This window comes from Modestobacter sp. VKM Ac-2984 (assembly GCF_026967985.1).
In the GTDB taxonomy this organism is placed as follows: domain Bacteria; phylum Actinomycetota; class Actinomycetes; order Mycobacteriales; family Geodermatophilaceae; genus Modestobacter.
In genome coordinates this window covers 260076-277265 of record NZ_JAPVBJ010000002.1, presented here as the reverse complement: position 1 = coordinate 277265, position 17190 = coordinate 260076, and the positions used below count along the sequence as shown (strand labels likewise).

The following is a 17190-nucleotide window of genomic DNA, read 5'->3' as shown; positions in this document are numbered from 1 at the left end:
ACCGTGCGACCGGTCACCCATGGTCAGGCCGGCAGGACCGCGCCGCGGGGCTCGTTGCGGCCCCCGGCCCGGAACAGCGAGCTGGGCAGCTCGTGGCCGACGGCCCGCTCGGTGACCGCGGCCGCGGCCAGGACGGCGTCCAGGTCGATGCCGGTCGCCACGTCGGCGTCGGCCAGCCAGTAGACGAGCTCCTCGGTGGCGATGTTGCCGCTGGCGCCAGGGGCGAACGGGCACCCACCCAGGCCGCCGACCGAGGCATCGAGCTGGGTGATGCCGGCCTGCAGGGCCGCCAGGGCGTTGGCCTGGCCGGTGCCGCGGGTGTCGTGGAAGTGCACGCCCAGCGGCACCCCCGGGCAGGCCCGGCGGACCTCGTCGAGCAGCCGGACGACGCGGGCCGGGGTGGTCGTGCCGATCGTGTCGCCCAGGCAGAGCTGGTCGGCGCCGGCGGTGACCGCGGCCCGGGTGACGTCCACGGTGCGGGCCACCGGCGTCCGCCCGTCGAACGGGCAGTCCCAGGCGGTGGCGACGATGACCTCCAGGGAGCCGCCGGCGCCGTGGGCCAGCTCGGCGATCTCCCCGACCGCGGCGACCGCCTCGGCGGTGGAGCGGCCGGCGTTGGCGCGGCTGTGCGAGTCGGCGGCGGAGACGACGTACTCCAGGTGCGCGATCCCCGCGTCGACCGCGCGGACGGCGCCCCGCGGGTTGGCCACCAGGGCGGAGAAGTGCACGCCGTCGAAACGATGCAGCTCGGCGGCGACCTGGTCGGCGTCGGCCAGGGCGGGCACCGCCTTCGGCGAGACGAAGGAGGTGACCTCGATCCGCCGGACACCGGTGGCCACCAGGGCCTCGAGCATGGCCAGCTTGCCGGCCAGGGGGACCGGATCTTCCAGCTGGAGCCCGTCCCGCATCCCGACCTCGCGGACGTCGACCGCCGTCGGCAGCACCAGATCGAACTCGTTCACGTCAGGCCTCCTCGCCGTCGGCCCCATCCTGCCCCCGGGTCCCGGTTCCACGTGGAACCGGGACCCGGGTCCGTTCAGCTGCCCACCGGCTCGGGGGTGCGCTCGACCTCGACGGTCCGGCCGAGCTTGGCACCCTCGACGTCCAGGTCGGGGAGCAGCCGGTCCAGCCAGCGCGGCAGCCACCAGGCCGAGCGACCCAGCAGGGCCAGCACCGCGGGCACCAGCGTCATCCGGACGACGAAGGCGTCCACCAGGACGCCGACCGCCAGGCCGAAGGCGATCGCCTTGACGGTCACGTCCTCGATGGTCACGAAGCTGCCGAACACCGAGAACATGATCAGCGCCGCCGCGACGACCACCCGGGACGCGTGCCGCATGCCGGCGACCACCGCCTCCCGCGGAGCGGCCCCGTGCACGAACTCCTCCCGCATCCGGGAGACGAGGAAGACCTCGTAGTCCATGGCCAGGCCGAAGAGCACCGCCATCAGCAGGATCGGCATGAAGCTGATCACCGGGCCGGTGGCCGGCACGCCGAAGACGTCCATCAGCCAGCCCCACTGGAAGACCGCGACGACGGCACCGAACGAGGCGCCCACCGAGAGCAGGAAGCCCAGCGCGGCCTTGATCGGCACCAGGATCGAGCGGAACACCAGCAGCAGGAGGACCAGCGCCAGGCCGACGACGACCAGGGTGAACGGCAGCAGGGCACCGCCCAGCCGGTCGGAGACGTCGATGGCGACGGCGGTCTGCCCGGTGACCGTCACGTCCCCGCTGGTGTCGGCCTCCAGGTCGTCCGCGAGGTCGCGCAGGTCGGCCACGAGCGCGGTCGTCGCCTCGTCCTGCGGACCGCTCTCCGGCACCACCTGGACGATCGCGGCGGTGCCGTCGGCCAGCACCTGGGGGAGCGCGTAGGCGACGTCGTCCAGCCCGCCGGTGAACTCCCCGGGCTGGTCGGTCGGCGTGCCACCGATCGCCGCCGCGGCCTGGCCGGCCGTCTGCTCGGCGGTCGCCGGGTCCAGTCCGTCGAGGAAGACGATGAGCGGGCCGTTGGCGCCCGGGCCGAAGTACTCGCTGACCGCGTCGTAGGCCTGCCGGGTGGTGCTGTCCTCGGGGGCGGTGCTGGCGTCGGGCAGGGCCAGCCGCAGCTGCAGCGCCGGGATCGCGATCACCAGCAGGCCGACGACCGTGACCAGGACGGTGAGCACCGGACGGCGGGTGACGAAGGCGGCCCACCGGGCGCCGCCGGTGCGCGCCGGTGCCCCGGCGTGCTCGGCGAGGGCGTGCTCGCGCCGGGCGGCGCGGGAACCGGGCTTGGGCACCAGCCGGGCGCCGGCGAAGCCCAGCAGCGCGGGCAGCAGGGTGAGCGCGACCAGGACGGCGACCAGCACCGTCCCCGCGGCGCCCAGGCCCATCACGGTCAGGAACGGGATGCCGACGACGGCGAGCCCGGACAGCGCGATGATCACGGTCAGACCGGCGAACACGACCGCGGAACCGGCGGTGCCGGCGGCCCGCCCGGCGGACTCCTCGGGGTCCATGCCGGCGGCCAGCTGGCTGCGGTGCCGGGACAGGATGAACAGCGTGTAGTCGATGCCGACCGCCAGGCCGATCATCAGCGCCAGCGTCGGGGCGGTCGAGGACAGCGTGATGATCCCGGACGTCGCCAGCAGCCCGGTGAGCCCGATGCCCACCCCGACCAGCGCGGTCAGCAGGTTCATCCCGGCTGCGAGCAGTGACCCGAAGGTGATCACGAGCACCAGGACGGCGACAGCGACACCGATGAGCTCCAGCGGGCCGACGGTCACCGCACCGGTGTTGAAGGCGGCCCCGCCGACCTCGACCTGCAGGCCCGCGTCCGTGGCGGCGGTGGCGGCCGCCTGCAGGTCCTCGAGCGCGTTCTCCCCGAGCTCGGGCGGCGGCACCGAGTACTGCACCGGGGCCAGGGCCGCGCGGCCGTCCGGGCTGATCGACTGGGTGGCGAAGGGGTCCTGCACGGCGGCGACCTGGTCGACCTGGCCGGCGGCGGCCACGGTCTCCGCGATCGCGGCGGCGTACTCGGGGTCGGCGACCGTGGCGCCCTCGGGCGCGACGAAGACCAGCTGTGCACCGGCCCCCGCCGCTGCGGGCGAGACGTCGTCGAGCCGGTCCAGCGCGGCCTGGGACTCCGAGCCGGGGATCGTGAACTCGTCGTCGAACTCCCCGCCGATGGTGAGGAAGAGCCCCACGACGAGCCCGAGGACCGCGAGCCAGGCCACGGAGAAGAGCCCGCGACGGCGATAGGCCGCGCGGCCGATCCGGTAGAGCAGGGTGGACATCGGTTCTCCTGGGTTCAGCCGGGTCAGGGGGTGGTCGGGGTGCTCGACACGGCACCGCGGACGAGGGAGAGCAGGGCGGTGCGGCGCAGGGGCTCGAGGTCGCCCTGCGCGGTGAGGGACATGACGGTGAGCCCGCTGAGCAACGCGGTGGCCGCCCCGATGAGGTCGGCCGCCGGCAGGGTGAAGACCAGCCCCGCCTCCGCGGCCATCCGGTCGACCAGGTCGGCGAGCCGGCTGCCGACCTGCTCGTCGTGCCGGCGCAGCACCTCGGCGGCCTCGGGGTTCCGGGCGGCGTGCAGCGTGTACTCGGTGACCACCAGCGCCCAGGTGCGGTCGCAGCGGAAGGCGCCCAGCACCCGGTCGACCGCGGCGGCGAGCGGGTCCGGCTCATCGGCCAGGCCGGTGAGGAGCTCGGCGACCCGGGCGAGGTCCCGCTCGACCTCGCGGGTCATCAGCGCCTCGAACAGCTCGTCCTTGGACGTGAAGCTGGAGTAGAAGGCACCGCGGGTCAACCCACCGCGGCTGCAGATGTCCTCGACGCTGGCCGCGGCGAAGCCCTGCTCGGCGAAGGTCTGCAGGGCGGCGTCCAGCAGCCGCTCGACGGTTGCTTCACGACGGCGCTTGGGCCGTTGCAGGTCGACGTCGCTCACGATGCAGAACTGTATTGGATACACCGATGCATCGGGAGGCGAGATGGGTCACTCTCCCGGCGCCGGACGCGACGAGGCCGCCGCCTCCCCGCAGGGAGACGGCGGCCTCGTACAGCCGCCTGCCGGGTCAGCCGAGGGCGCGGCCCACGGCGACGGCGCGGGTGTCCGGGGCGGCGATCCGGGCGGCGTCGGCCTCCTGGTCGTCGGTCGCCTCCTGTGACCGCCGCTCGGCCTCCACCCGGGCCGTGTAGCTCTGCACCTCGCTGGCGATCCGCTCCTCGTCCCAGCCGAGCACGCCGGCGACCGCCCGGGCGACCGGCTCGGCGGACTCCACCCCGCGGTGCGGGGTCTCGATGGAGATCCGGGTGCGCCGGGCCAGCAGGTCGTCCAGGTGCAGCGCGGCCTCGTGCGCGGCCGACCACACCATCTCGACCATCAGGTACTCCTCGGCACCGGGCACCGGGTCCAGCAGCTCGGGTGCGTCGGCGGCCAGGTCGAGCACCTCGGGGGTCAGCGAGCCGAACCGGTTGAGCAGGTGCTCGGCGCGGAAGCGCGGGATGCCCCAGCGGTCGGAGAGCCCGTCGAGGGAGTTGACCATCGCCGCGTAGCCCTCGGCGCCGACCAGCGGGATGTTCTCCGTGACGCTCGGCGGGACCCGGCGGGTGACGTCCTCGGCCACGGCGTCCACGGCGTCGGCGGCCATCGGCCGGTACGTCGTGTACTTGCCGCCGGCGACGGAGATCACGCCGGGCATCGGCCGGGCGACGGCGTGCTCCCGGGACAGCTGGCTCGTCGACTCGCTCTCCCCGGACAGCAGCGGGCGCAGCCCGGCGTAGACCCCGGTGATGTCGTCGTGCGTCAGCGGGACGGACAGCACCTCGTTGACGTGGGTGAGGATGTAGTCGATGTCGGCCCGGCTGGCGGCCGGGTGCGCCTTGTCCAGCTCCCAGTCGGTGTCCGTCGTGCCGATGATCCAGTGACTGCCCCACGGGATGACGAACAGCACCGACTTCTCGGTGCGCAAGATCAGCCCGGCCTCGCCGTTGATCCGGTCGCGGGGGACGACGATGTGCACGCCCTTGCTGGCCCGCACGTGGAACCGGCCGCGGCCGCCGACCAGCGTCTGGATGTCGTCGGTCCAGACCCCGGTGGCGTTGACGACCACCTCGCTGCGGACGTCGACCTCGTTCCCGGTCTCCACGTCGCGGACGCGCGCCCCGACCACCCGGCCGCCGGCGTGCTCGAAGGAGACCACCTCGGCCGAGTTGAGCACGGTCGCCCCGTAGGCCGCGGCGGTGCGGGCCACGGTCAGGGTGTGCCGGGCGTCGTCGGCCTGGGCGTCGTAGTAGCGGACGGCGCCGACGAACGCGTCGGGCTTGAGCGCGGGGAACATCCGGCGGGCGCCGGTCCGGGTCAGGTGCTTCTGCCCGGGCATCGGCTCGGACAGCGCGCCGAGTCGGGCCAGCCCGTCGTAGAGCGCGAGCCCGGCGGTGACGTAGGGCCGCTCCCAGCCGCGGTGGGTGAGCGGGTAGAGGAACGGCACCGGCTTGACCAGGTGCGGGGCGATCCGGTTGACCGACAGGTCGCGCTCGTGCAGCGCCTCCCGGACCAGCCCGAAGTCGAACTGCTCCAGGTAGCGCAGCCCGCCGTGGAAGAGCTTGGAGGAGCGCGAGGAGGTGCCGCTGGCGAAGTCGCGGGCCTCGACCAGCGCCGTCCGGAGCCCGCGGGTGGCGGCGTCCAGCGCGACACCGGCGCCGGTCACCCCGCCGCCGATCACCAGGACCTCGAAGTCGCCGGCCGCGAGGTCGGCCCAGGCCTGGGCGCGCTGCTCGGGACCGAGTGGGCGGACTGCCGTCATCGTGAACTCCTCGGTACGGGCCATCGCCGACGACGGCGCACGGTGCCACGGTAGGTCGGCGGCGGGAAGGCCGTCGACGCCCGCTGTCTGACATGGTCGGACAACCCAGGTGTGCTGGGTCACCATCGGGGCCCGCGATGGCCTAGCGTCGGGCGTCGTGCCGGGCACCGTGCAGTCCATCGAGCGGGCAGCGGCGATCCTGCGTGTGGTGGCCGGCTCCGGCGGCAGACTCGGGGTCACCGACATCGCCGCGGCGGTCGGGCTGGCCAAGACGACCGCGCACAGCCTCCTCCGCACCCTGCTGAGCGTCGGCTTCGTGGAGCAGGACCCGGCCACCGGCCGCTACGCCCTGGGCCCCGGACTGCTCCGGCTCGGCACGCCGCTCGACGTGAACGAGCTGCGGGCCCGCTCCTCGAACTGGGCCGACGCCCTGGCCGCCCGCAGCGGGCACGCGGTACGCCTGGCGACCCTCGCCGGCACGGAGGTCGTCGTTGTCCACCACGTCTTCCGCCCCGACGACTCCGCGCAGGTCCTGGAGGTCGGCACCACCCTGCCCGCGCGGAGCACCGCGCTCGGCAAGGTGCTGCTGGCGTACGCGCCCGCACCCCCGGCCGAGCTGGCCGAGGTCCGCACGCAGGGCTGGGCGGCCGAGCGGGGTGAGCACGAGCAGGGGATGGGTGCGATCGCCGCACCGGTCCGGTCCGCGGGTGGCCTGGTGGTCGCTGCGCTCGGCGTCAGCGGGCCGCTGACCTCGCTGTTCGACGGCCGCGGCGCGCCCCGCAGCCTGCTGCTGGCCATGGTCACCGACGCCGCGCACGCGGTCTCCCGCGAGCTGGGGCACAGCAGTGCCTGACCGGTACGTGCTCGCCGTCGACCAGGGGACGACGTCGACGCGGTCGCTGGTCTTCGACCGGGGCGGCCGGATGGTCGCCGTCCGCCAGCGCGAGCACCACCAGTACTTCCCCCGCCCCGGCTGGGTCGAGCACGACCCGATGGAGATCTGGGCGAACACCCAGCGGACCGCCGCGCAGGTGCTCGGCGACGTGCCGGACGCCGGGGACGTCGTGGCCCTGGGCATCGCCAACCAGCGGGAGACCACCGTGGTCTGGGACCGGGTCACCGGCCGGCCGGTCACCCGGGCGCTGGTCTGGCAGGACACCCGCACCGCCGACCTGGTGACCGAACTGGCCGCCCGACCCGACGCCGGCCTGGTCGCCGAGCGCAGCGGGATGGCGATCGCCGGCTACTTCTCCGGCCCACGGCTGCGCTGGATCCTCGACCACGTGCCGCGCGCCCGCGAGCGCGCCGAACGCGGTGAGCTGCTGTTCGGCACGATGGAGACCTGGCTGATCTGGAACCTCACCGGCGGGCCGGACGGCGGCGTCCACGTCACCGACGTGACCAACGCCAGCCGCACCCTGCTGATGGACGTGCGCAGCTGCCGATGGGACCCCGACCTGCTGGCCTTCTTCGACATCCCGGCGGAGATGCTGCCGGAGATCCGGCCCTCGGTCGGCATCCTGGGGCAGGCGACCGCGCTCAACCGGTCCCTGCCCATCGCCGGGGCGCTGGGCGACCAGCAGGCGGCGCTCTTCGGTCAGGCCTGCTTCGCGCCCGGGGAGGCCAAGTGCACCTACGGCACGGGCAGCTTCCTGCTGCAGAACACCGGCACCGAACTGGTGCGCACCCGGTCCGGGTCGATCAGCACGGTGGCCTACCAGCTGGCCGGGGAGGCGCCGCGCTATGCACTGGAGGGGTCGGTCGCCGTCGCCGGGGCGCTGGTGCAGTGGCTGCGGGACGGGCTCGGCCTGATCGGCTCGGCCGCAGAGGTGGAGACCCTGGCGCGCACGGTCGCCGACAACGGCGGCTGCTACGTCGTCCCGGCGTTCTCCGGCCTGCTGGCCCCGCACTGGCGGGGCGAGGCCCGCGGCCTGGTCGCCGGGCTGACCTCCTACGTCACCAAGGGGCACCTGGCCCGGGCGGTGCTGGAGGCCACCGGCTGGCAGACCCGCGACGTGGTGCAGGCGATGGCGGCCGACTCCGGCCTCTCACTGCCGGCCCTGCGGGTGGACGGCGGGATGACCACCAACAACCTGCTCATGCAGTTCGTGGCAGATGCGCTGGACACCCCGGTGGTGCGGCCGATGGTGGGGGAGACGGTGTCCCTGGGCGCGGCCTACGCGGCCGGCCTCGCCGTCGGGGTGTGGTCGGACATCGAGGCGCTGCGCCGGAACTGGCACCGGTCCGCGCAGTGGACGCCCAGCCCCGAGCGGGCCCAGGCACTGACCGCGGAGTACCGGTGCTGGGAGCGCGCGGTGGAGCTCAGCATCGCCTGGGGAGCGCCCTGATCTGACCAGTACGACCATGTCGGACTCCGACTGTTGTCCAGCTCACATCCAGGCTCCTACGGTCCTCGCACGACGGGACGTGTGGTGATCGCCACCACAGGCCCGTCACCGATCCGCCCGGTCCGCGATGCCGCGGGCCCGTCGTGAGGAGCGCCTACTCGTGGACACCGTCGGTCTGTGGACCGTCTTCGGCAGTGAAGTACTCGGCACCGGGATCCTGCTGCTGCTCGGCGTCGGCGTGGTCGCCAACGTCGTGCTGCCCAAGACCAACGGCAACGGCAGCGGCTGGATCGTCATCATCTTCGGCTGGGGGCTCGCCGTCTTCGCCGGCGTCTTCGCCGGGGCGACCTCGGGGGCACACATCAACCCGGCCGTCACCGTCGGCCTGCTCGTCAGCGGGACCGACACGTACGCCCCCGGCGTCGAGGTCAGCGTCGCGAGCACGTTCGTCTACTTCGCCGGGCAGTTGGTCGGCGCCTTCCTCGGCGCCGTGGTGGCCTACCTGGCCTACTACGGCCACTACAACGACCCGGACGCCGCCGGCACCCAGCTGGGCACCTTCGCGACCGGGCCGGCCATCGGCACGGTCAAGGACAACGTGGTGACCGAGATCGTCGGCACGTTCGTCCTCGTCTACATCATCCTGCGGTTCGGCGACACCCCCAGCCAGCTCGGCCCGCTGGCCGTCGCCCTGCTCGTCGTCGGCATCGGCGCCTCGCTCGGTGGCCCGACCGGGTACGCGATCAACCCGGCCCGTGACCTGGGGCCGCGCATCGCCCACGCCGTCCTGCCGATCCGTGGCAAGACCAACAGCAACTGGGGCTACGCCTGGGTGCCGATCGTCGGCCCGCTCATCGGCGCCGTCCTCGCCGGCCTGCTCTCCCACGTCAACGTCTGACCCGACCCCTTCCGGGGGCCAAAGTCGCGATTTTGGCCCCTCCTTCTGTAGGAGGAACTCGCATGGCCCAGTACGTAGCCGCCATCGACCAGGGCACCACCAGCACCCGGTGCATGATCTTCGACCACGACGGCGCCGTCGTGTCCGTCGGCCAGAAGGAGCACGAGCAGATCTTCCCGCGCGCCGGGTGGGTCGAGCACGACGCGATGGAGATCTGGCGGAACACCCGCGAGGTGGTCGGCCAGGCGCTGGCCCGCAGCGACGCCGGCACCTCCGACATCGTCGCCGTCGGGATCACCAACCAGCGGGAGACCGCGGTGGTCTGGGACCGCGCGACCGGGGAACCGGTCTACAACGCGATCGTCTGGCAGGACACCCGCACGGGCAAGATCTGCGAGGAGCTCGGCGCCCTCGGTGGCGGCGCCGACCGGTACAAGGACAAGGTGGGCCTGCCGCTGGCCACCTACTTCGCCGGCCCCAAGGTCCGCTGGATCCTGGACAACGTCGACGGCGCCCGGGAGAAGGCCGAGCGCGGCGAGCTGCTCATGGGCACCATCGACTCCTGGCTGATCTGGAACATGACCGGCGGGGCCGACGGCGGGCTGCACCTCACCGACGTCTCCAACGCCTCCCGCACCATGCTGATGGACTACCGGAAGCTCGCCTGGGACGCCGACATCGCCGAGGAGATGGGCATCCCGATGTCCATGCTCCCGGAGATCCGCTCCAACTCCGAGGAGTACGGCAAGGGCCGCAAGGCCGGCTTCCTGGCCGGGGTGCCGATCGCCGGCTCGCTCGGTGACCAGCAGGCGGCGACGTTCGGCCAGGTCTGCTTCACCAAGGGCATGGCCAAGAACACCTACGGCACCGGCAACTTCATGCTGCTCAACACCGGCGAGGAGGCCGTCCCGTCGGAGAACGGGCTGCTCACCACGCTGTGCTACCAGCTCGGGGACGCCAAGCCGGTGTACGCCCTGGAGGGGTCGATCGCGGTCACCGGCTCGCTGGTGCAGTGGGTCAGGGATAACCTGGGGATGATCAAGACCGCCCCGGAGATCGAGGACCTGGCCCGCTCGGTCGACGACAACGGCGGCTCCTACTTCGTCCCGGCGTTCTCCGGGCTGTTCGCCCCGCACTGGCGCTCTGACGCCCGCGGCGCCGTCGTCGGGCTGACCCGGTTCGTCAACAAGGGGCACCTGGCCCGCGCCGTCCTGGAGGCGACCGCATACCAGACCCGCGAGGTGCTGGACGCGATGAACGCCGACTCCGGGGTCGACCTCACCGAGCTCCGGGTGGACGGCGGGATGGTCGGCAACGAGCTGCTCATGCAGTTCCAGGCCGACCTGCTCGGCGTCCCGGTGATCCGGCCGAAGATCCCCGAGACGACGGCGCTGGGCGCGGCCTACGCCGCCGGGCTCGCCGTCGGCTTCTGGTCCGACCTGGACGAGCTCACCGCCAAGTGGGCCGAGGACAAGCGCTGGGACCCGCAGATGCCCACCGACGAGCGGGAGCGCTACTACCGCAACTGGCAGAAGGCGGTCACGAAGTCGCTCGACTGGGTGGACGAGGACGTCAGCTGACGCCTTCTCGTCGGCACTGCAGGCCCGTCGGAGTCCGCTCCGGCGGGCCTGCCGTGCGTCCGGGCCCCGACGTCGACCTCCCCCACCACCAAAATGGCCATTTTGGTGGTGGGGTCGAGGAGCCTGTGGACGGCGACAGCGAGGACGACCTCCCACCCGGCACTCTCTGCCGGTGCCCCGCGACCGTCACCTCACCGGCGTCTTCATCGGCAGCCACGCCATCGCCGAGGGCCGGCTGACCCGCGAGCGACTGCGCTCCCTCGGGTACCGGCGGCTGGTCCAGGGCGTCTACGCAGATCCCGCGCTGGACGTCGACCACCGACTCCGCGCGTGCGGAGTCGCGCTGCTCCTCCCCGCGGGCACCGCCATCGGCGGGCACTCCGCAGCTGCGTGGCACGGTGCACCATTCGCCGGCGTGCACGAGCCGGTGACCGTCGTCCGGCCGGCCGAGGTTGAGTGGAAGGGCCCACGGCAGGTGCGGGTGCACCGCACCGACCTGGCCACGACGGACGCCGAGCTGGTGGACCACGTCCCCGTTACGACCGCGCTCCGGACTGCATGGGACGTCGCTGCACTGGAGCCACTCAGCACAGCCGTGGCCGCCCTGGACGCGATGGTCCGGGCCGAGTCGGTCCGCCTTCCCCAACTCGAGCACTTGGCTGAGCGTGGGACCGGACGTTGGGGCGTGACGAAGGTCCGCCGGGCCTTCGGTCTCGTCGACCCGCGGGCGGAGTCCGCACCGGAGTCGAAGGTCCGGGTGGCCTTGGTGCTCGCCGGACTCGCGCCCGTGCCGCAGTTCCACGTGCAACACCGCGGCGAGTTCCTGGCCAAGGTCGACTTCGCCTGGCCGGAGGCGAAGCTCATCGTGGAGTACGAGGGTGCCCACCACTTCGACGCGGAGAAGATCGTGTCGGACGACCAGCGCTACGCCGTCCTGGTCGCGGCAGGCTGGCGGGTCATCCGGCTGAGCGCTCCGGACCTGCACGACCTGGACTCCGTCGTCCGCCGCGTCCGCGACGCCCTGGCCGGCCGCTGACCACCAAAATGGCCATTTTGGTGGTCAGCAAGGGGGGGTCAGGGGGTGAGGGCGGCGGAGACGACGGCCTTGGCCTCCTCCTGGACCTGGGCGAGGTGGTCGGGGCCCTTGAAGGACTCCGCGTAGACCTTGTAGACGTCCTCGGTGCCCGAGGGGCGGGCGGCGAACCAGGCGTTCTCCGTGGTGACCTTCAGCCCGCCGATCGCTGCACCGTTCCCGGGCGCCGTCGTCAGCTTCGCGGTGATCGGCTCGCCGGCCAGCTCGGTGGCGGTGACGGCGTCCGGGGAGAGCTTGCCGAGTGCAGCCTTCTCCTCCCGGGTCGCCGCGGCGTCGACCCGGGCGTACGCCGACTCGCCGAACCGTTGCGTCAGTGACGCATGCAGCCCCGAGGGCGAGCTTCCCGTGACGGCTTGAATCTCCGAGGCCAGAAGGGCGAGCAGGATGCCGTCCTTGTCCGTCGTCCACACCCCGCCGTCACGACGGAGGAACGACGCCCCGGCCGACTCCTCGCCGCCGAAGCCGACCGACCCGTCGAGCAGGCCGGGCACGAACCACTTGAACCCGACCGGCACCTCGACCAGCCGCCGGCCGAGGTCGGCGACCACGCGGTCGATCAGGGACGAGGACACCAGCGTCTTGCCCACCGCCGTTCCGGCGCCCCAGCCATCGCGGTGGCTGAAGAGGTAGGAGATCGCCACGGCGAGGAAGTGGTTGGGGTTCATCAGCCCCCCGTCGGGGGTGACGATGCCGTGCCGGTCGGCGTCGGCGTCGTTGCCGGTGGCGATCTGGAACTGGTCCTTCGCGCCGATCAGCGAGGCCATCGCCGAGGGGGAGGAGCAGTCCATCCGGATCTTGCCGTCCCAGTCCAGCGTCATGAACCGCCACGCCGGGTCGACCAGCGGGTTGACGACGGTGAGGTCCAGTCCGTGCCGCTCGGCGATGGCGCCCCAGTAGTCGACGCTCGCCCCGCCGAGCGGGTCGGCACCGATCCGCACCCCAGCGCTGCGCACCGCCTCCAGGTCCAGCACCTGCGGCAGGTCGTCGACGTAGGTGCCGAGGAAGTCGTAGGACTGCGCCGCGGCCCGGGCCCGGGCGATCGGGGTCCGCCGCACCCCGTCGAGACCGGCGGCGAGCAGCTCGTTGGCCCGCTTGGCGATCCAGCCGGTGGCGTCGGTGTCGGCCGGGCCGCCCGAGGGAGGGTTGTACTTGAAGCCGCCGTCCCGGGGCGGGTTGTGCGACGGGGTGACGACGATGCCGTCGGCCAACCCGGAGGTCTTCCCCTGGTTGGCCCGCAGGATCGCGTGGCTGACCGCCGGGGTGGGCGTGTACCGGTCGGCGGCGTCCACGAGCACGGTGACGTCGTTGGCGGCCAGCACCTCCAGGGCGCTCACCCAGGCCGGCTCGGACAGCCCGTGGGTGTCCCGGCCGACGAAGAGCGGGCCGTCGTACCCCTGCTGCGCGCGGTACTCGCAGATCGCCTGGGTGGTGGCCAGGATGTGCGGCTCGTTGAACGCGCCGTCCAGCGAGGAGCCCCGGTGCCCCGAGGTGCCGAACGTGACCTGCTGGGCGACGTCGTGCGGATCCGGCTCGACTGTGTAGTACGCGGTCACCAGGTGCGGGACGTCGACCAGGTCGGAGGGCTGGGCCGGCTGGCCGGCGCGGTCGGAGCTCATGCGTTGATCTTCGCGCCGAGCGCCCGGTCACCGCGACCTGGGCCACCCTGTCGGTGCCCCGCCGTAGCCTGGCCGGGTGTTCGGTGACTGGCGGGAGATGGTCACCGACGCGGCGTTGGTCGACGCCGTCGGGGCCGACGTGCTCGACCGCGCCCGCCGCTACGTCGCCCGCGGCGTCCTCGACGTCCGGTTGGCCGACGACGCACGCCGGCTGACCGGGCTGGTCCAGGGCGGCGCGCCCGAGCCCTACCGGACGACGGTGGTGCGGACCGACGGCGGCCGGGTGGGCTGGGCCGGTGCGTGCACGTGCCCGGTGGGCGACGACTGCAAGCACGCGGTCGCCGTCCTGCTGTCGCTGCGGTCGAGCCTCCGGGCGTCCCCGGTGGCGGGCGGGTGGGAGCAGGAGCTCGAGGAGCTGGTGGCCGCGGCCGCCGACCGGAGGCCGCGCACGGCGGTGCCGATCGGGCTGCAGTTCGAGCTGGTCGAGCAGGCCCCCGGCCAGGGGCGGAGCTCGGTCGGCGCACCGGGCACCCGGCAGCGGCTGGTGCGGCTGCGGCCGGTGGTCCCGGGCAAGCGGGGGCAGTGGGTGCGCACCGGGATCTCCTGGCGGCAACTGCAGTACGACAACAGCCGGGCCGGCTGGGACCCGGCGCACGTCGCGGCGATGCGCGCGCTGCACGCCACGCACCAGGCCGCGCGGAACCAGTTCTACTCGTACGCCCCGGTCGACGTGTATCTGCACGAGTTCGGCCCCGGGCTGTGGCGGCTGCTGGCCGAGGCGGTGGCCGACGGCGTCCCGCTGGTGACCGCCGACCGGTCCCCCCGGCCGGTGGTGCTGGCCGAGGGTGAGGCCGACGTCGCCGTCGACCTGCGCGACAGCGGCGACCGCACCGAGCTGTCCGCCGTCCTGCGGGTCGAGGGACGGGCCGTCCCACCGGCGGCGCTCTCCTTCCTCGGCATGCCCCCGCACGGGGTCACCGTCGACGGCCCGGCCCGGGACGAGGCACCCGACGGTGCGCCCGGCTTGGTGCTCGCCCGGCTGGACTCCCCGGTGCCCCCGGTGCTGGCCGGGCTGGTAGCGCGGGGCGGGGTGATCGGCATCCCGGCCGGCGACGTCGACCGGTTCCGCCGCGACTTCTACCCGGGGCTGCGGCAGGCGGTGCCGGTGATCTCCGCCGACGGCTCGGTGGAGATCACCGACGTCCCGCCCCCGAGGCTGGCCGCCGAGGTGCGCTACCCCGGTGACGCGACGGTGACGGTGGCCTGGTCGGTGCGGTACGGCGACCGGTCCTACACCCCGGGCACGGAGGCCGGCCCGGCCGACGGCCGCGACCTGGTCGCCGAGCAGCTGCTGGTCGAGGCGCTGCCCGGCCCCGTCGGTGGGGTCGCCGAACTGTGGACGCCGGAGCGCCGGCTGGCCGCGCACGTCGAGTTGGCCGGCATGGAGGCGCTGGAGTTCACCACCGAGGTGCTCCCGGCGCTGCGTGCCGACCCCGGCGTCGACCTGACCGTGGTCGGCACGCCGACGTCCTACCGGCAGACCACCTCGGCGCCGCAGATCAGCTTCGCCGCGCGGGACAGCCGGGAGTCCGACTGGTTCGACCTCGGGATCACCGTGACGATGGACGGCCAGCACGTGCCGTTCGCGACGCTCTTCTCGGCGCTCGCCGCCGGGCGCACCCGGCTGGCGCTGATCAGCGGCACCTGGTTCTCCCTGCAGCGCCCGGAGTTCGAGCAGCTGCGGCTGCTGATCGAGGAGGCCCGGGAGCTGCGGGACCTGCCCGGGGACGAGGTGCAGGTCAGCCGCTTCTCCGCCGGGCTCTGGGAGCAGCTGCTGGGGCTCGGGGTGGTCACCGAGCAGAGCGATCGCTGGACCCGCGAGGTGCGGGGGCTGATCGACGCGGAGACCGCGGAGCCGCCGCCCGCGCCGGCCGGCCTGGTCGCGGAGCTGCGGCCCTACCAGCGCGAGGGCTACGGCTGGCTGTCGTTCCTCTGGGACCACCGGCTCGGCGGGGTGCTCGCCGACGACATGGGCCTGGGCAAGACGCTGCAGACCCTCGCGCTGCTGTGCCGGGCGCACGAGGCCGGCGAGCTGGACGCGGCACCGGTGCTGGTGGTGGCGCCGACCAGCGTGGTCTCCACCTGGACCCGGGAGGCGGCCCGGTTCGCCCCCGGGCTGCGGGTGGTGGCCGTGGACGAGACCGAGCGGAAGGCCGGCACCACGCTGAGCGGCCGGGTGGCCGGCGCGCACGTCGTCGTCACCTCGTACGCGCTGTTCCGGATCGACGCCGACTCCTGGACGTCGCTGCCGTGGCGCGGGCTGGTGCTGGACGAGGCGCAGTTCGTGAAGAACCACCAGGCCCGCACCTACCAGTGCGCGCGGATGCTGCCGGCGCCGGTGAAGCTGGCGCTGACCGGGACGCCGCTGGAGAACAGCGTGATGGACATCTGGGCGCTGATGTCCATCGTCGCGCCCGGGCTCTTCCCCGACCCGGAGCGGTTCACCGAGTTCTACCGGATCCCGATCGAGCGGGACGGTGACGCGGAGAAGCTGGCCGTGCTGCGGCGGCGGATCCGCCCGCTGATGCGCCGCCGGACCAAGGAGATGGTGGCCGCCGAGCTGCCGCCCAAGCAGGAGCAGGTGCTCGAGGTCGTGCTGAACCCGCGGCACGAGAAGCTCTACCAGACCCACCTGCAGCGCGAGCGGAGCAAGGTGCTCGGCCTGGTCGAGGACATGTCGAAGAACCGGATGACGATCTTCCGGTCGCTCACGCTGCTGCGGCAGCTGAGCCTGGACCCGGCGCTGATCGACCCGGCGTACGCCGACGTCCGCTCCAGCAAGGCCGACGCGTTCCTGGACCAGCTGCGCGAGGTCGTCGCCGAGGGGCACCGGGTGCTGGTCTTCAGCCAGTTCACCCGCTTCCTGGGCTCGATCCGTGACCGGCTGACCGCCGAGGGCATCGACTGGGTCTACCTGGACGGCCGGACCCGGGACCGGGACGCACGGATCGAGGAGTTCCGCACCGGCAGCGCCCCGGTGTTCCTGATCAGCCTCAAGGCCGGCGGGTTCGGGCTCACGCTCACCGAGGCCGACTACGTCTTCGTGCTCGACCCCTGGTGGAACCCGGCCAGCGAGGCGCAGGCGGTCGACCGGGCGCACCGGATCGGGCAGGACAAGACGGTGATGGTCTACCGGCTGGTGGCCGTCGGCACGATCGAGGAGAAGGTGATGGAGCTCAAGGCGCGCAAGCAGGCCCTGTTCTCCCGCGTCGTCGGCGACGGCGCACTCGCCTCAGGGGCGCTCACCGCCGACGACGTCCGCGGCCTGTTCAGCTGAGGCCGGCCGAGACGGCCAGCACCAGGGGGATGGCGAGGACGCCGATGCCGACCCAGCCGAGGACGATCCCCGCGGTCGCCATGCCGTCACCGCCCTCACCGCGTTCACGGATCTGCTTCTTCGCCACGTAGCCGAAGACCAGGGCGAGGATGCTGCCGATCCAGTACAGCCAGACGATGCCGAGCACCATGGAGGCGATCGCGAGCCCGTTGGTGCGCTGCGGCGGCGGGTAGCCGTAGCCGTACGGGGGCGGGCCGTACGGCGCCCCCGGCGGGCCGTAGGGGGGCCCCGGAGGCGGACCAGGCGGACCGTGGAACTGGCCGTACTGCGGCGGATGCGGCCCTGGGCTGCCGTAGGACGGGTTCACGTTGCCCTGCTGCCCCGGGTGCTGGGCGCCGTCGTCCTGGCTCATCTGCTCGTCCCCCGTGATCGCCGCGTGTGCGGAGCCGCCCTGACGGGCCGGACGCCCTCGACCCTAGGAGCCGATCGTCGCGGCGGACAGCACCGACCCTCCCGACGGATGAGCCCGGTGC

At 73.3% G+C, this 17190-nt stretch carries 12 protein-coding genes; 6 read left to right on the top strand and 6 right to left on the bottom strand.

The genetic code is table 11. From position 1 onward, the window contains the following. Positions 1-23: 23 nt before the first annotated feature. The 4 genes from O2W16_RS05215 to O2W16_RS05200 all read right to left on the bottom strand — a co-directional run bounded on the left by O2W16_RS05215 (position 24) and on the right by O2W16_RS05200 (position 5785). A complete protein-coding gene (locus tag O2W16_RS05215) occupies positions 24-962 on the bottom strand; it encodes a hydroxymethylglutaryl-CoA lyase (protein ID WP_269157744.1) in 939 nt (312 codons plus the stop codon). Positions 963-1036: 74 nt separating this feature from the next. After that, on the bottom strand, positions 1037-3277 hold the full coding sequence (locus O2W16_RS05210; protein WP_269157743.1) for an MMPL family transporter: 2241 nt from the start codon (positions 3275-3277) through the stop codon (positions 1037-1039). Between the two features lie 23 nt (positions 3278-3300). Next, positions 3301-3927 carry a TetR/AcrR family transcriptional regulator gene (locus O2W16_RS05205; RefSeq protein ID WP_269157742.1) on the bottom strand — a complete coding sequence of 209 codons (627 nt, stop codon included), beginning with the start codon at positions 3925-3927 and terminating at the stop codon, positions 3301-3303. Positions 3928-4054: 127 nt separating this feature from the next. Continuing rightward, positions 4055-5785 (bottom strand): glycerol-3-phosphate dehydrogenase/oxidase, encoded by a 1731-nt coding sequence (locus O2W16_RS05200; RefSeq protein WP_269157741.1) that lies wholly within the window; start codon positions 5783-5785, stop codon positions 4055-4057. A 157-nt stretch (positions 5786-5942) separates the two neighbouring features. Here O2W16_RS05200 and O2W16_RS05195 point away from each other — a divergent pair, with 157 nt between their 5' ends. The 5 genes from O2W16_RS05195 to O2W16_RS05175 all read left to right on the top strand — a co-directional run bounded on the left by O2W16_RS05195 (position 5943) and on the right by O2W16_RS05175 (position 11647). Then, on the top strand, positions 5943-6638 hold the full coding sequence (locus O2W16_RS05195; protein WP_269157740.1) for an IclR family transcriptional regulator: 696 nt from the start codon (positions 5943-5945) through the stop codon (positions 6636-6638). Then, positions 6631-8133 (top strand): glycerol kinase GlpK, encoded by a 1503-nt coding sequence (gene glpK / locus O2W16_RS05190; protein WP_269157739.1) that lies wholly within the window; start codon positions 6631-6633, stop codon positions 8131-8133. The genes O2W16_RS05195 and glpK (O2W16_RS05190) overlap by 8 nt, the downstream gene beginning before the upstream one ends. Before the next feature lie 160 nt (positions 8134-8293). Further along, positions 8294-9031, top strand: coding sequence for an MIP/aquaporin family protein (locus O2W16_RS05185; protein ID WP_269157738.1), 738 nt, complete (start codon positions 8294-8296; stop codon positions 9029-9031). 62 nt (positions 9032-9093) lie between these two features. Further along, entirely contained in the window at positions 9094-10611 is a 1518-nt protein-coding gene (glpK, locus tag O2W16_RS05180; RefSeq protein ID WP_269157737.1) for a glycerol kinase GlpK, read from the top strand. A 172-nt stretch (positions 10612-10783) separates the two neighbouring features. Beyond that, entirely contained in the window at positions 10784-11647 is an 864-nt protein-coding gene (locus O2W16_RS05175) for a DUF559 domain-containing protein (protein ID WP_269157736.1), read from the top strand. A gap of 38 nt (positions 11648-11685) precedes the next feature. On the opposite strand, the gene pgm is transcribed toward O2W16_RS05175, so the two are convergent. Further along, a complete protein-coding gene (gene pgm, locus O2W16_RS05170; protein WP_269157735.1) occupies positions 11686-13320 on the bottom strand; it encodes a phosphoglucomutase (alpha-D-glucose-1,6-bisphosphate-dependent) in 1635 nt (544 codons plus the stop codon). Positions 13321-13396: 76 nt separating this feature from the next. On the opposite strand from pgm, the gene O2W16_RS05165 reads away from it, so the two are divergent. After that, positions 13397-16657 (top strand): DEAD/DEAH box helicase, encoded by a 3261-nt coding sequence (locus O2W16_RS05165; RefSeq protein WP_269157734.1) that lies wholly within the window; start codon positions 13397-13399, stop codon positions 16655-16657. On the opposite strand, the gene O2W16_RS05160 is transcribed toward O2W16_RS05165, so the two are convergent. Continuing rightward, a complete protein-coding gene (locus O2W16_RS05160; RefSeq protein ID WP_269157733.1) occupies positions 16650-17069 on the bottom strand; it encodes a DUF4190 domain-containing protein in 420 nt (139 codons plus the stop codon). The two genes, O2W16_RS05165 and O2W16_RS05160, sit on opposite strands and share 8 nt — an antisense overlap. Between the last annotated feature and the right edge of the window lie 121 nt (positions 17070-17190).

Bases quoted from the DNA above. Each gene is read 5' to 3' on its own strand.
- O2W16_RS05210 (WP_269157743.1), bottom strand. From the start codon at position 3,277: ATGTCCACCCTGCTCTACCGGATCGGCCGCGCGGCCTATCGCCGTCGC.
- O2W16_RS05200 (WP_269157741.1), bottom strand. From the start codon at position 5,785: ATGACGGCAGTCCGCCCACTCGGTCCCGAGCAGCGCGCCCAGGCCTGG.
- glpK (WP_269157737.1), top strand. From the start codon at position 9,094: ATGGCCCAGTACGTAGCCGCCATCGACCAGGGCACCACCAGCACCCGG.
- pgm (WP_269157735.1), bottom strand. From the start codon at position 13,320: ATGAGCTCCGACCGCGCCGGCCAGCCGGCCCAGCCCTCCGACCTGGTC.
- O2W16_RS05160 (WP_269157733.1), bottom strand. From the start codon at position 17,069: ATGAGCCAGGACGACGGCGCCCAGCACCCGGGGCAGCAGGGCAACGTG.